At 42.0% G+C, this 15,075-nt stretch carries 6 protein-coding genes; all 6 read right to left on the minus strand.

The window, feature by feature from the left end:
- Nucleotides 1–79: 79 nt before the first annotated feature.
- Entirely contained in the window at nt 80–475 is a 396-nt protein-coding gene (locus tag HWQ58_RS22125; protein ID WP_292867168.1) for a hypothetical protein, read from the minus strand.
- A 91-nt stretch (nt 476–566) separates the two neighbouring features.
- Nucleotides 567–2,729, minus strand: a complete 2,163-nt coding sequence (locus tag HWQ58_RS22130) for a patatin-like phospholipase family protein (RefSeq protein ID WP_292867170.1) — start codon at nt 2,727–2,729, stop codon at nt 567–569.
- 63 nt (nt 2,730–2,792) lie between these two features.
- A complete protein-coding gene (locus HWQ58_RS22135; protein ID WP_292867171.1) occupies nt 2,793–4,802 on the minus strand; it encodes an ATP-binding cassette domain-containing protein in 2,010 nt (669 codons plus the stop codon).
- 129 nt (nt 4,803–4,931) lie between these two features.
- Nucleotides 4,932–5,786 carry a methyltransferase gene (locus HWQ58_RS22140; protein WP_292867172.1) on the minus strand — a complete coding sequence of 285 codons (855 nt, stop codon included), beginning with the start codon at nt 5,784–5,786 and terminating at the stop codon, nt 4,932–4,934.
- 10 nt (nt 5,787–5,796) lie between these two features.
- Nucleotides 5,797–7,497 (minus strand): carbamoyltransferase C-terminal domain-containing protein, encoded by a 1,701-nt coding sequence (locus tag HWQ58_RS22145; RefSeq protein WP_292867173.1) that lies wholly within the window; start codon nt 7,495–7,497, stop codon nt 5,797–5,799.
- Between the two features lie 10 nt (nt 7,498–7,507).
- A complete protein-coding gene (locus HWQ58_RS22150; protein WP_292867175.1) occupies nt 7,508–15,073 on the minus strand; it encodes a non-ribosomal peptide synthetase in 7,566 nt (2,521 codons plus the stop codon).
- Nucleotides 15,074–15,075 lie beyond the last annotated feature (2 nt).

Raw genomic sequence — 15,075 nt, forward strand, 5'->3', positions numbered from 1 at the left:
GTATTCAGACCGAAGTTAGTCAAGCGATCGCTTAATTTATTGCACTCGACATAGAATATCACTGGATGTAACCATGAAATTATTCTTCTTCAACAATTTCAATTGTTTTGGGCACTTCAACACCTTGAGGCTCAGGAATAACTTCTGGACTCAGATGATTTTTCAGTTTAAGTTTTAACTCATCTGTAATCGGTAAATCTTTAATTTCTTTGAGTAAAACTCTCACAGATTCCGTTTTGCTCCGTTCTGTATAGATCAGCTTGAGAATATTTTCAATTCCAGCTCCCGCTATCACGTCCCCCACAGTAGCTATTAGACCAAGTACGCCTAAACCTCCTAAGAAGCCTAACGGTCCTCCTAAACCTGTGATCAGGGCGACGACGGCGGCGGTACTACCTCCTGATGCAGCCGTTGCAATTACCAGAAGTATGCCAGGAAGACCTAGACCAGCGATTTTTTTAACGATTTCGTCCATTGTATTTTCCTACAATCTTTATCTTCTAGGTTAAACAATTACTCAGTAAGTGATGAGTAATTTCCTTTTTTGCAGCAATCAAAAATCTAATTTAGCCTAACAAAAGACTACATAGTTCATCGATTTGCTGGTTTGTTTCAGCAATAAGTCGATGGGCTATAGCTTGTAGCTGACGAGTATTTTCCGGTTTGGCATTATCTATTTCTTCTAGTTCACCATTTAAGAATGTTTGAAACCGATAGTAATAACTAGTGGTTTCTTTACTTATAGGTTCAAACAACCGTTCTAATTCTCCTGCTACCACTTCACTACCACCGTCAAACACAATATTTAATAGTGGTCTTCCCCATTGTAATAGTCCCCACTTTTTAACTTCGTCATAACGGTAAACGCTCGTCAGAGAGCCTGTACCTAAAGAAACTACCAATATATCCTCCGTATTGAGGGCTTCTTTTTTCTCTCGTTTACTAGTAATTTGCGCTTCCACAATCGCTAAATTAGCTGGATTATTGGCGACTAATCCGCCATCAACTAAAGTATAAAAGCCGTTGGTATTATGGGAAGTAGGAATGCTATGGGGCGCAAAATAAGTCGGAGTCGCACTAGTTGCCAATGCTGCATCTAGGAGTGTAAAACCTCCAGATAACTTGCGGAACTTTTTTGATTCTGTTTGTTGCTTTTCTAATTTGTTTGTAAAGAATATCGGAATGCGCTGCTCGATATCGTAGCTAGTTACAAAAACTTCTTTAAGATTATTTTTTAAAGGAGCATCACCAAAATATTGTCTTAAAATTTCCTCTCTCCCTTCAGAAGAATATTTTGGCTGGATGAATATATCCTCTATCTGACCGAGTACTTTTTCAAAGAATGGCTCGTAAAACATTTCCGCCCCATACTCCAGAAATATTTGCAGGAGATCCTCAGCGCTATATTGGGCGACCGGTGAGCTATCAGTTGTCTCTAAACCTAATCGGGGTTTAGTTAATCCAAGTGCCAGAATTCCTCCGCTAGAAGTGCCAGAAATTAGATCGAACAAACTAAAAATCGGCTTTTGTGTCCGCTTTTCAATTTCTGCCAGGATCATTGTGGGGATAATGCCTCGAATTCCGCCTCCATCAATAGCAAGGATGTTATATTTGGGATTGGCTTTTGTATTCATAGTTTTTGGCGATCGCTCCTGAGTTGATGTTTGTGGTTGTTCCTGCTGTTGAATATTGGCTGGAACTTCGCTTTCTGTGGTTTGGGCTGTTTCGGCTTTCTCATCCTTTGGCTGGGTAGTTTGAATGTTGGCAGATTTTTCGCTTTGCCTCTTTGTCCCTTTCTTTTCCTTGGGATTTAGAGTCACAACTGGGGCTAGGGCTACAGTTTCTATAATTGGAGGAATCTCAACGGGTACTTGCTGCAAGTCGGCTTGGGCGATCGCAATTACTTCAACGGAGAGAACCTCAGCAATCAACTGGCTTTCCTCGTCCAGCATCACAGCTTCCGCAGGCTTTTCTTCTTCGGAACTACTTGCTGTCCGATCTTGTACCTCGCTATCATTCGATGATTGTGTAATTCCAAATGGAAGTTTTACTACATCCCAACTGGGATTGCCACGCAATTTTCCATCATGGCCATTCCCAGTCTGGTCTTTTACACTTGTCCCTTGTCCTTCGTTTAATGTCCAGTAAGCGACTAATCCTTGTTCATTACCAATTAAAGGCCCATAGCGATGCCTCTGAATTTCCACTGGGGGACAAGGGTAATTCCAGACGCTAATGTTAGCTAATTGGCCTGTGAAATATATGTTGTTGTGTAAAGTCCCGCCCAGAGTCACAGGACTAGTTGCTTTGTTTAAAGAGTCACCTGTAAAATAGCCAAAATACTCATACTCATCAAGATATATGCTCAGTTGACCTTTATTAAAAATAATGGCAAAAAAGTGCCATTGTCCGACACTTAATTCTCCATTACCAAACGTTTTGATAAGCTTCTCAACATTCTCGTCAATGTATACATCTAGGTTACCTAATTCACTGATGCCAAACTCAAAATTATCACTATATCGATCTGAAGAATGGGCAAAAAAAACATTTCGCGTCCCATAAGTAGTGGCTTGATTCGTTAGCTGATGAGGGTTCACCCATCCAGAAATCGTAAAGGCTGAACTTCCCTGAGCAAAAACACCACCAAGATCGTTTTTGCCAAAATCTATATAATCATCTTGACCATTAAATGTCAAAACTATTTGTGTATCTATTATGTTTGTCACAACATTTTTATCTCCAAATAAAAATAATTCGTAATTTGCAGTTTCAAAAAGCATGAGTGAGGGTTAAGCTATAACCCATTTCAAAACTTTAGGGTCTTTGTCATAGCGATAGATCAAGCCGTCATTAGTAGTGATAGGTTCTCCTTTGCTTGCCTTGCTTCTAATAGTGCTAAGGGAATAGTACGTTAATGCATTCATTTCTTTATGAGATAACCCTTCACTTGTGGTATTTTCTGATTCAAGTTGGGATTTATCTACATAAGAATTATTGATTTTGATTTGAGTGTTTGTGGCAGGTTTAGTAATACTTGTTTTTTGCTTTCGATAATCCTGTACCGTTATAAGTTGCCAACTGGAATCTTGTGAAAGTTCTAAAACCCATTGATGATAATCAAATAGGCTTTCCCTATGCCCAACACTGATAAACGTTGTTTTTGTCGATTGTAACTGCTGATATAAATTTCCTTCATTTTTCAAATCTAAAGCACTGGTTGCTTCATCTAATATAGTAAAGCTAGGACGAGTAACTAAGAGTCGTGCAAAAGCCAGACGTTGTTGTTCTCCCAGCGATAATATGTTTTCCCAAGGAACTTCTGTATCGAAGCCATCGACTCGACTTAGCAAGTTTTGTAGATTAACTTGTTGCAAAACTTCTTTGAGTTCTGCATCTGTCATTTTACGATTTGTATTAGGATAGAGCAACTGTTCGCGCAAAGTCCCCAGAATTATATAAGGACGTTGGGGTAAGAATAAGACTTCTTCTAGAGGAGGACGCACTAGACGACCAGTCCCCGCATTCCACAAACCAGCGATCGCTCTTAGCAGTGAACTTTTACCTCGACCACTGGGGCCAACAATCAATAAGCCTTCTCCCAGTTGAACAGACAGTGACAAGTCTTCGACGATCACCTGTTCATAGTTGGGCGTTTGTAAAGTGACATCCTCAAAAGCGAGATGGTTTTCTTCTATTGTTTTAATAATACTAACATTCTCTGGTTGTTTGGTAACAGCTTCTAAGGCATTTGAAAACTCGGCTAAACGTTCAGCGTAACTTGAAAATCTTCCGGAAGTCCCAAATTCATTGATTAATTCTGCTAGAGCATTAGCAAATAGGTTGCAGGCTATAGCTGCTTGAGTAACTTCTCCAAATTCCATTTCGCCTTTTAGCTCTAACGGTCCAAGTACTATAAATGGAAATATTTGGATAGCGGCCTGATATCCTCTCTTAAAAAGGTCTTGATTTCTCTCCCAATTTATCTTACGTTGAGCATCTTTTACTAAATGGCTAAATTTGCGCCTAATAATATTTAATTCTTGGTTTTCTCCTTGAAAAAAAGCTATAGACTCAGCGTGATTGCGAACATGAGTTAGACAATAATTATAATCGGCTTTCGATTCGAGTTCTTCTTGGTTAATCTTAATTAATTCTTGACTTAAGTAAATAGCAATTAAATTGCCTACAACAGTATAAGCAATTAAAATAATTGCAACTTGTTGAGAAATTGACCAAAGAATTATTAAAAAAGCTATCATTTCCAGCACTTTTTCTAGGTAAGTAGCTGAAAAACTGAGAGCATTGCTGGCAAGCGGTTCGATTTCTTGAGATAAACGTTGATCGGGATTATCAATATCAGATTTGAAGTTGATTTTATAATAGGCTCGATTACTTAAATATTTTGATAAAATATGATTATTCAACCATTGGTACCAATCAAGAGCAATTTGTTTTCTGAGAAATTTAGAAAATCCTACCAAGAGCGTTACTAAAATTAGGGCAACGCCGTAAAGGATTAAGGTTTTAATAAATTTATCTAAATCTTTCTCTCCAATAATAATATCGAGTAAATAACGATTAACGAAGCTATTAAAAACAGTTGCACCTACAAGTGCGATTATTAATAAGACTAACAGAACGAGCATTCCCCATGCGCGAATTACGTCTGAAAATGCTCTTTCTCCTGGTGAGATTGGATACCAGTAAGGGCCAGCTATCGCTTTTACATTCTCCCAAAATTGAGTAAAACCTGAAGAAGTATTTGTTATTGGTTGAGCTTGAACAACTTGGGTTGGCATATTTTAGAAATAAGATCAAATTTTTTGTAACTAGCTCCACTACTTTTTATTATTGAGTAATGAGTGATAAGTAATGAATGAGGAACTCCACTCAACATTCGGAACCTGGAACTATATTTGCATTCACTTTCACAAAGGATTTAACCAAGCTTCATACGCTAGAGTTGTATCTGTAACAGTAAGTGTTTGCTCACCCTTACTGTAATGAAGCACGCAAAGATACAAGTGGGAAACATCATTATCTTGTGCCATTTTTTTGATTTCTTCTACTTGTTCGACCGTCGCCTGTTCGTTTTCAACAAATCTGTCTACAAACTCACCAAATTTGATTGAAATCGGATTCACCTTGATTTTTGTCTCCCCCTTTAAGTACTTCTGAGCCATATCGACCAGCATAAATGGTTCTTGGGCATTTCCTGGAGCAAAAGTAACAATCTGCCCATGACCTGCTGCTGTCAGATGATCATCAAGTTCTTTAAGTATCGCTTCCACAAAATCCAGTCCCCAGATACCAGCAGCAGAATGCAGATAGTGGGTCATTCCTTGTGGCGTAGGCTCGAAAGGCGGATTAGAGATTATATAATCAAAGCGATCGCCATTTACTGGTTTCCAAATGTCACTGACATCACCATCCCTAATTTCTATCTTGCCTTCTAGACCGTTAGCAAGAATATTAAAGCCAGCATAGTTCTTGGCGCGGGGATTGATTTCCAGAGCAGTGACATAAACTGCTCCTGCTCTGAGCGCGCCAATAGATAACACGCCTGATCCAAGACCGATTTCCAGCACCCGTGCCTCAGCAATCTTTGACTCTATAATTTCATCGAGAAAGAACTGCTGCTCAGGATGTAAAGGAAAGACTTGATCTGGGTGAGAGTAGCTGACTAAATCGGTAGCAACTGTATATTCTCCTGTAAGCTTTGAGGAAATGGCGCTGATGCGCTGATTACGAAAGTTTGAGCTGATTAATTTGTCAATTATCATAAGTATTGGTTCAATTTTTGCGTTCTATTACAAAATCTTGCATGATTAAGGCATCAATCGCCGTGCGCTTAAAAGTTGAGATGGCATCTTTAGGCGAGCAGACTATCGGCTCACTATCATTAAACGATGTATTGAGAATTACAGGAACCCCTGTGAGCTGTTCAAATCTTTCAATCAATCGGTGGTAACTGGGGTTGAGTTCTCTTTCTACTAGTTGTACTCTTGCAGTTCCATCAATATGAACAACAGCAGGAATTTTTTCTCTTTTTTCAGGTCGTACAGGACAAGTAAATAGCATATACTTTAGACTTTCACTCTGACGACCAATTTCAAACCATTTTTCGGCTTTTTCAGCTAAAACGCTAGGGCCAAAAGGTCGAAAATCTTCTCGGTGCTTTACCTTTTGGTTGAGCAATTCACGAGTAGTAGCATAGCGCGGATCGGCTAACAAAGAACGATTACCGAGAGCGCGAGGGCCAAATTCCATCCGACCTTGAAACCAGCCAACGACCTTACCATCCGCAACCATATCAGCTGCTTCCATCGCACTATCTATTGAGCGTCTAGCAGTTAAACCAGATTCTTCAATTGCTAACAGGATTTCCTCAGTTGTAAATTCCGGCCCTGTATATGGGGTGAGTTGCGGAGTATGAACTTTTGGTTGATTGCATCGCGTATGATAAGCGTACAAAGCCGCGCCAACTGCGGTTCCCGCATCATGGGGAGCCGTTGGAACAAAGATATTTTTGAACGGCCCCTTTTCTTTAATTAACCAGTTAGTAACGCAGTTGAGAGCTACTCCTCCCGAATAGCACAAATTCTCTGATGGACAGAGGCGGTAAAGGTCTTCGACTAATTGCAGCACAGCGCGATCAGTAAATGTTTGTAAAGAAGCTGCAATGTCTTTGTGATGCTGTTCTATCGGCTCATTTTTCTTTCTACTTTTACCTAGTATTGCTTCTAATAGTTTAAATTCGTCAACGCGAAAGCGAAGAACCTCTTTTTCTAAGGTAAAGTCTTTATCTGTTATGCGTGCAAACTGAGAAAATGCTTCTTGCATGGTTTCGCTTTGCCCATAAGCTGCTAGTCCCATTACTTTGCAAGCATCGTATTCTGAAAAACCGAGGAATTGAGCCAGTTTTTCCCATAAAAAACCTAAAGAATGAGGATATTGGATTTCATGTAATACACCGAGCCTGTTCCCATTACCATAGGCCATGATCGACGAGGCATTTTCGCCAATGCCATCGATGACTAAAATTGCTGCTTCTTGTAATCCAGAAGGGAAAAACGTAGAGGCCGCATGGGCAAGATGATGGGGAACCCAAATGAGTTTTTCTGCTACTTGATCGCCCAAAGCTTGAATCAAAGAAAGTTTGACTTGTTCCAACCCTAAAAGGAATGTTTTTTCCCCTTCTATGCTTCCCCAATCTCCTGGAAGACTGATTGGGTCAATTTCAAAACTTTTCTCGCGGAGCTTAGGATCAAAAGAGAATGCAATTAAATCGATATCTTCAATATCCAAATTAGCATCTCTTAGACAAAAATTGATGGAATGGATTGGGAGAATGTGAGGATTATCGATGCGTGCAGCTTTGCCGTGTTTTTTGCGATTAAATCTTTCCTCTTCAACCGCTGACACGATTCGACCATCAATGATACAAGATGCTGCTGATTCATGATAAACCGAGTTGATACCTAAAACAATCATATGTAGTTCGTTAAGTAGGTAGTTGTAAGGAATTTAATTTGTAATCACTTGTGGTTGCCTGTGCCTTCTGAATGCAAGCTCTCAACTGTTCGGCTAAAATCTGGACGTGGGGTTGAGTCATCATCGTAATATGGTTGCCTGGGACAAAATGGATATCCACAGGTTCACAAGAAAACTTGCTCCAACCCCAGGCCGTATCCTGTAAAATTTCAGAAGGAAACTGACTGGTAGGCTCCTCAACGGAAGCCTCGCTGGCGCGCAACAGAGTAATTCGGGTTGGATAAACCTGTTGTGGCAGATAATCAACTAGATGGTTAGCTTTGAAAACTTGCACCAAATTATTAAGCTGTGTGGTTTGGACGTCAGGAGGCAAGATATTAACCATTTGGAAACGCTGTAGAACGCATTTTAGTTGCTCCTTTGGTTCCAAAGGTTGGAGAGTCTCGTAAGAAATATCTAAGTTCTTTGCAAATACAATTTCTAGTGCTTTGGCAAACTCAGTCAGCCATTTAGTATCATCCCAATCAGCACCTGTTTTATTTTTCTGATAAGTCGGTGCTTTAGTATCAAAAATGACAACTAAAGCAACCAGATGCCCCTGATGAAGCAACTGTTGCGCCATTTCAAAAGCTACTTTACCTCCAAAAGAATGTCCTCCTAAAAAATACGGTCCTTGGGGCTGAACAGCCTGTATTGCTTGAATGTAGTGGGCAGCTATATCCTCAACTTGGGTGATTGGCTGCAATCCTCCATCCAAATTGTTTGCTTGGAAACTGTATAACGGTTGGTCTGGGCCTAGATAACGGGCTAAGTTATAGAAGTAGAAAGGATAGCCACCAGCTCCTGGAAGACTGAAGAAAGGCAAGTTGGAACCGTTTGGCTGAATTGCTACCAAGGGAGAGTAACAAGAAGAAACCGAATCTTGTTGCAGGATAGTCGCTAACTGTTCAATAGTTGGGTTTTGGAAGAGGGTTACTAAAGGAACATCTTTAAGTAGCTGTTGCTTAATTCGAGCCATTAAGTAAGTAGCTAAAAGAGAATGACCACCGAGGTCAAAAAAGTTATCTTGTACTCCCACCTTGTCAACCTTGAGAATCTTTGACCAGATTTGCGTTAATTGCAGTTCTAAATTGTTACGTGGTGCAACAAATCTGTCCGAGTTACTGCTTTGGGATGGTGCAGGCATTGCGCGGCGGTCTATCTTGCCGTTAGGGGTAAGGGGTAGGGCTTCCAGGATGACTATTGTATTTGGCACCATATAAAGAGGCAGCTTTGTTTTCAGGAATTGTCGCAATTCGCTGGTTGTCAGTGTTACCTCTGGATGCGGCACCACGTAAGCGACTAAGCGTTTATCCCCGGTCATGTCTTCACGGGCGATCGCACAAGATGCCTGCACATGCCCATGTTGGCTCAGTACTGCTTCTATTTCTCCCAACTCAATGCGGAAGCCCCGCACCTTCACCTGATTGTCAATGCGTCCTAAGTACTCAATATTACCATCATTTAAGTAACGTGCTAAATCCCCAGTTTTATAAAGGCGATCGGAAGAGGCAGAGGGGCAGAGGGGATAGGGGGCAGAGGGGAAAGACTGCTGCAATTTCTCTTCTGCTCCTCTGCTCCCCTGCTCCCTGCTCACTGAGCGAAGCCGAAGTGCTGCCCCCCTGCCTCTTCTGAAGGGGTTGGGGATGAATTTCTCTTTGGTTAACTCTGGTCGATTGAGGTAGCCTCGTGCTAATCCTGCACCACCGATGTGTAATTCTCCTGGTATACCTACGGGGACTGGCTGTAAATATTGGTCAAGGATGTAGATTTGCGTGTTGGCTATTGGGCGACCGATGGTTGGTAAGTCAGTCGTGCCTTTTTCTATCAAGCTAAATGTAGAGTAAGTGGTGTCTTCTGAGGGGCCATAAAGATTGAATACACGCTCGACTTGACTGTCCTGATAAATTTGCTGCACAAGTTGATTTTGCAGAGGTTCACCAGCTAAATTAACTGTACATACTTGCTTAGGTAAATTATTCTCTTGAATTAACTGGGCGATCGCCGAAGGAACTGTATTAATTAGAGTAACTTGGTTGGCACTGGTAATAGTAGATAAATGTAAAGCATTTTCAGCTAAAATGACTTTTCCTCCCACGCTCAGAGTTACAAACAATTCAAAAACCGAAAGGTCAAAACAGATAGAGGTAGAAGCTAAGACACCAGAAAGTTCTAAGGGTGTAAAAACCTCTTGCGCCCAACTCACCAAAGCAACTGGACTGTGATGCTCTATGGCTACTGCCTTTGGTCTACCTGTAGAACCGGAGGTATAAAGTACGTAGGCTAGGTTTGATGGTTTGACCTCACTGGCTTGATAAATTTCGTTGGCTAGAGCAAACTCCTGAGCGTTATTATCCAAATAGACGAGGTGAGCTTGATGTTGGGGTAGTTTATCAAGTAGCTTTTGTTGAGTCAGCAGCACTCTCACTTGAGCATCTTCTAACATAAAGCTCAAGCGTTCAGTAGGATAGTTTGGATCAAGTGGCACATAAGCTCCACCCGCTTTGAGAATCCCTAATAGTCCCACTACCATCTCTAAAGAACGCTCTACACAAATACCGACTAGTACATCTGGTTTTACACCCAGAGTTTGTAGGTAGTGCGCCAACTGGTTAGCACGGCAGTTTAATTCGCGGTATGTAAGATGTTGATTTTCATATACCACTGCCACAGCATTGGGAGTACTCAAATACTGCTCCTCAAACAACTGATGAATACATTTATCCTGGGGATAGTTGGACTGGGTATTGTTCCAGTCAACTAATAACTGCTGTTGCTCAACTTCTGTCAGCAGAGGCAATTGTGAAATCCGCTCTTTGGGGTTAGCAACAATTCCTTCAAGCAATGTTTGGAAATGCCCACTCATCCGCTCGATAGTGCGCTGATCAAACAAATCAGTATTGTACTCCCACACACCCAATAGTCCGGTCGATGTGTTTGCCATTGCTAAGGTAAGATCAAACTTTGCAGTTGTCCTTTCTACTATCAATGGACTGAAACTTAACTCAGCAAGCTCTACTTCAGACATGGGAGTATTTTGCAAGACAAACATTACCTGAAATAGGGGTGTATGGCTTAAATTCCGTTCTGGCTGCAATGCTTCCACCAGCATTTCAAACGGCAAATCCTGATGACCATAGGCGAAGAGAGCCATTTCCCGAACTCGCACCAGTAATTCTGAGAAACTGGGATCGCCTGAGACATCAGTACGCAAAACTAAAGTATTGACAAAAAAGCCAATTAACCTTTCTATTTCACTGCGATTACGGTTCGCAATTGGTGTCCCCACCAAAATGTCTTCTGTACCTGTATAGCGCAAAAGTAATGTATCAAACGCTGCCAACAGCGTCATGAACAACGTAACTCCTTGTTGCTGACTCAATTGTGTCAGCCCACTAGTGAGCTTCTGTGAGAGTACAAACTCTTGATATGCCCCATTGAAGGTTTGCACCGCTTTTCGGGGTCGGTCTGTGGGTAGAGACAACAAAGCGGGTGCTGAAGCTAGTTGTTTTTGCCAGTAACTCAATTGGGTTTGCAGTACCTCGCCTTGCAACCAGTGTCTTTGCCAGATGGCGAAATCTGCATACTGAATCGGCAGTGGCGCTAAAGGTGAAAGCTGACCTTGAGAATAAGCATTGTAAAGGGCTGCTAGTTCCTGGACAAATACACCTATTGACCAAGCATCACTGACAATGTGATGCATACATACAAACAATCTATGTTCTGTCTCGGACAATACTACTAATTTTGCTCTGACTAATGCTTCATTTGCTAGGTCAAAGGGTTGAATAGCTTGTTGTTGCCCTAATTGCTGTGTTGCGATTTCTTGCTCGGTTGTTGGCAGATGTTTCAAGTCAACTACTGATACTGTCCAATTCGTTTCTGTTTGAACGATTTGAGTTGGTTGTCCTTCAACTATGATGAAGTTGGTGCGTAAGGCTTCGTGGCGAGCAATAATTTCTTGTAAGCTTTGTTCTAAAGCTGGGACTTGCAGAGTTCCTTCGAGTCGCAAAGCCATAGGAATATTATAGAAGGCACTGTTTGGCTCTAACTGGTCTAAAAACCACAGCCGAGTTTGGGCAAATGACAGTGGTAGTTGTGCATTCTTTGCCCTTGGTAAAATAGGTGGTGCAGAAAGTTCTAAGTTTTGTTGCTGTAACTGCCCAATTAGATGCGCTAATTCGGCTAGTGTCGCGGCTGCAAAAACGCTACGCAAAGGGATTTCTACTCTGAGACTGTTGCGGATGCGGGAGAGCAACTGAGTTGCTAGTAGTGAGTTTCCACCAAGTTCAAAGAAGTTATCATGTATGCCTACTTGTTCTAGTTTGAGGACATCAGCCCAAATGAGTGCTAGTATTTCTTCGATTGGGCTACGTGGAGCGACATATTTGTCTGATAGTTCCTGAGCTAAATTGGGGGAAGGCAAGGCACGGCGGTCTATCTTACCGTTGGGTGTTAGTGGCAAACTATCTAAGAATACAAAACTTGAAGGTATCATGTACTGTGGCAGCTTAGTGGAGAGAAAGCCTCGGATCTCACTAATGGTGGCTACTGACTTCTGATTCAAGATCACGTAAGCCACTAAGCATTGATCGGTAAGAACATCTTCACGGGCAATTACTACAGTCTGATCTACAGATGGGTGTTGTGCTAATACTGTCTCAATTTCCCCAAGCTCAATGCGTATCCCACGGATCTTGACTTGATGATCTTGGCGACCGAGAATTTCTAGAGAGCCATCTAAATGATAGCGTCCGCGATCACCTGTATAGTACAGCAAATCTCCTTCGTCATTTTGAAAGGGGTTTTTGACAAATCGAGAACGCTTTTCTTCTTTTGCGTTAATGTAGCCCAAACTGTGGAATGGTGTCCGCAAAACAATCTCACCCAGTTCACCAATGCCGCACTGTTGGTGATTTTGGTTAAAGACTAGTGCTTGAGTTTCAGGAATCGGCCATCCCACTGGCTGTACCCCTACTATGGGTTCGCTAGGTACTTGGTAATAACACTTTGCTAAAGTTGTCTCTGTCGGCCCATAGAGATTGACAATTTCACCTGCTTGTGGAAAAGCATCCCGCCACCGCAGTACAAGTGTGTCTTTGAGAGGTTCTCCGGCCAAGAATAACCAGCGTAAATTACTTAGAGAGACTTCTGAGGGTATATTAACTAACCATGATTGTGCCAAGGAAGGTACTGTGTGGAGAACAGAAATCTGCTCACGTTCCAAGTAACACAGAATTTTTGTCGGTTCTAAGTTCTCTCCTTCTGCTGGCAAACACAAGGTTGCACCACTGGTCAAAGGTAAGAAGATATCTCTGAGGACGACATCAAAGGATAACCCAGTCAGTTGGGCAATGCGGTCTTGTTGCCCAATTCCAAAGGTCTGTCTTTGCCAGTTGAGAAAATGCGCCATCCCTTTGTGACACCCCAACACTCCTTTAGGAACGCCAGTAGTACCAGAAGTAAAGAAAATATAGGCTGGATCATCAGCAGATATTTCCGGCAGGGGTATTGTGTGACTGCTTTTATTGAGAGAATTTATGGTCAATCCTGTGTCTGGATTTACACAGATGATAGTTAAAGACTGCCATATCTCCAGGTCTTCTGGGGGTTGACTATCAGCGTACAATATGTTAGTAGCTTTAGCTTCTTGAAGCATCAGCCGTTGGCGATCGCTAGGAAGTTGGGGATCGAGGGTCAGTAACACTCCTCCACTCAAGAGGACGGCGATCATACTGGCAATCAGCCCCAAGCTTGGTGTTCCATACACGGCTACGACATCTCCCCGCTCGACTCCGTGGCTCAACATCACCTGTGCTAAAGCTTGAGCTATTTTGCCCAATTCCCAATAGTTCCAAGTGCGAGATTCTTGACACAATGCTGACTGTTCTGGGGTGCTATTTACCCAAGAGGTAAACGTTGTTGTGACTAATTCGTATTCTGATTCTGGCAAAACTGTTCTGGGATTTGGCAGCAGAAGTTGGGCTTGTGGTGTCACAAGAGAATAGGAAGCGATCGCACTATCAGGAGCAGCAATAATCTGACTCAGCAAATGATGGAATTGTTGCAGCATTTCCACCATTCGTTCTGAAGAAAATAGGTCATTATTATAGACTAATTCCAGTTTTATTCCTTGTTCTCGTTCTGTAATATATAGGCTTAAGTCAAACTTGGAAGCTTCTGCTGTTGGAATTGATATAGGTTCTACAGATAATCCAGACAGTTCTAATTGATTGTCCCCCAAGTTAAGTAGATTAAACCACACTTGGAAAATGGGATGATGGCTAAGATTCCGTTCTGGCTGCAATGCTTCCACTAACATTTCAAAAGGTAAATCTTGATGAGCATACGCTCCCAAGCACACTTCTCGCACCTGCGCTAGTAACTGCCTAAAACTGGGATTATCTCCCAAGTAGGTATGCAACACAAGGCTATTGACAAAAAAACCAATCAGTCCTTCAGTTTCTGCACGGTTGCGATTGGCAATCGGTGTACCTATGCAAATATCATCCTGCCCACTATAACGCCATAGCAATGTTTGGAATGCTGCTAACAGCGTCATAAACAAGGTAACACTTTCTTTTTGACTCAATTGTATGAGCGCAACACTTAGCTTCTGTGAGAGTGCAAACTCTTGACTTGCACCGTGGAAAGTTTGTACAGCAGGTCTGGATCGGTCTGTAGGTAACGACAATAAAGCTGGTGCATTTGCCAGTTTTTGTTGCCAGTAAGTTAGTTTGGTTTGCAGTACATCCCCTTGCAACCACTGTCTCTGCCAAACCGCAAAGTCAGCATACTGGATGGGTAATTCAGCTAGAGGGTAGGGTAATCCTTGAGTGAAAGCTTCATACAGTTGAGATAACTCACGGACGAAGATGTTAGAAGACCAGCCATCATAGATAATGTGATGTATCTTCAACAGGAAGATATATTCTTGCTCACCCAATTGCAGTAGGGTGAATTGTAATAAAGGCCCGACAACCAGATCAAAAGGCTTGGATGCTTCAGCAGCCGCTATTTGTTGAATTTGATCAGTTTGCTCTTGGGCTGACAACCCTTGCCTGTCTATGACTGGCACAGTTAAGGTAGTGGCAGGAGCAATACTCTGGAAAGGTTTTCCGTTTACCGTTGGGAAAGTGGTTCTTAAGACTTCGTGACGACGAATCAGTTCACTGAGACTCTGCTCCAATGCAGCTATATTGAGCGACCCGCTTAACCGTAGAACCAGTAGCATATTGCTAAGATGATTGTCGGGTAACAACTGTTGCAAAAACCAGAGTTGCTGTTGAGCAAAAGATAGTGGTAGTTCGCCGTCTTTTGGCACTCTTTGAATAGGCAAGTGATTATTAGAAGCTTTAACCTGCTTTGCCTGTTGTAATAAAAAAATAATTTCTGTTTTGCGCTCAGCTATTTCCTGTCGCAGCATTGGATTTAACACCCCTTCAGGTGCGTGACAGCGCAAGCGCTCGCCATCGGTTTCTAGGTTAATATTCAAGCTACTCAGGTGAGAAAGGAATTCAACGGTACTGTTAGCCATGC

The sequence above is a fragment of the Nostoc sp. LPT genome (genome assembly GCF_017115165.1).
Lineage (GTDB): Bacteria > Cyanobacteriota > Cyanobacteriia > Cyanobacteriales > Nostocaceae > Nostoc.

Coding starts and splice junctions, on each gene's coding strand:
- HWQ58_RS22125 (WP_292867168.1), bottom strand. CDS start 475: ATGGACGAAATCGTTAAAAAAATCGCTGGTCTAGGTCTTCCTGGCATA.
- HWQ58_RS22135 (WP_292867171.1), bottom strand. CDS start 4,802: ATGCCAACCCAAGTTGTTCAAGCTCAACCAATAACAAATACTTCTTCA.
- HWQ58_RS22140 (WP_292867172.1), bottom strand. CDS start 5,786: ATGATAATTGACAAATTAATCAGCTCAAACTTTCGTAATCAGCGCATC.
- HWQ58_RS22145 (WP_292867173.1), bottom strand. CDS start 7,497: ATGATTGTTTTAGGTATCAACTCGGTTTATCATGAATCAGCAGCATCT.
- HWQ58_RS22150 (WP_292867175.1), bottom strand. CDS start 15,073: ATGGCTAACAGTACCGTTGAATTCCTTTCTCACCTGAGTAGCTTGAAT.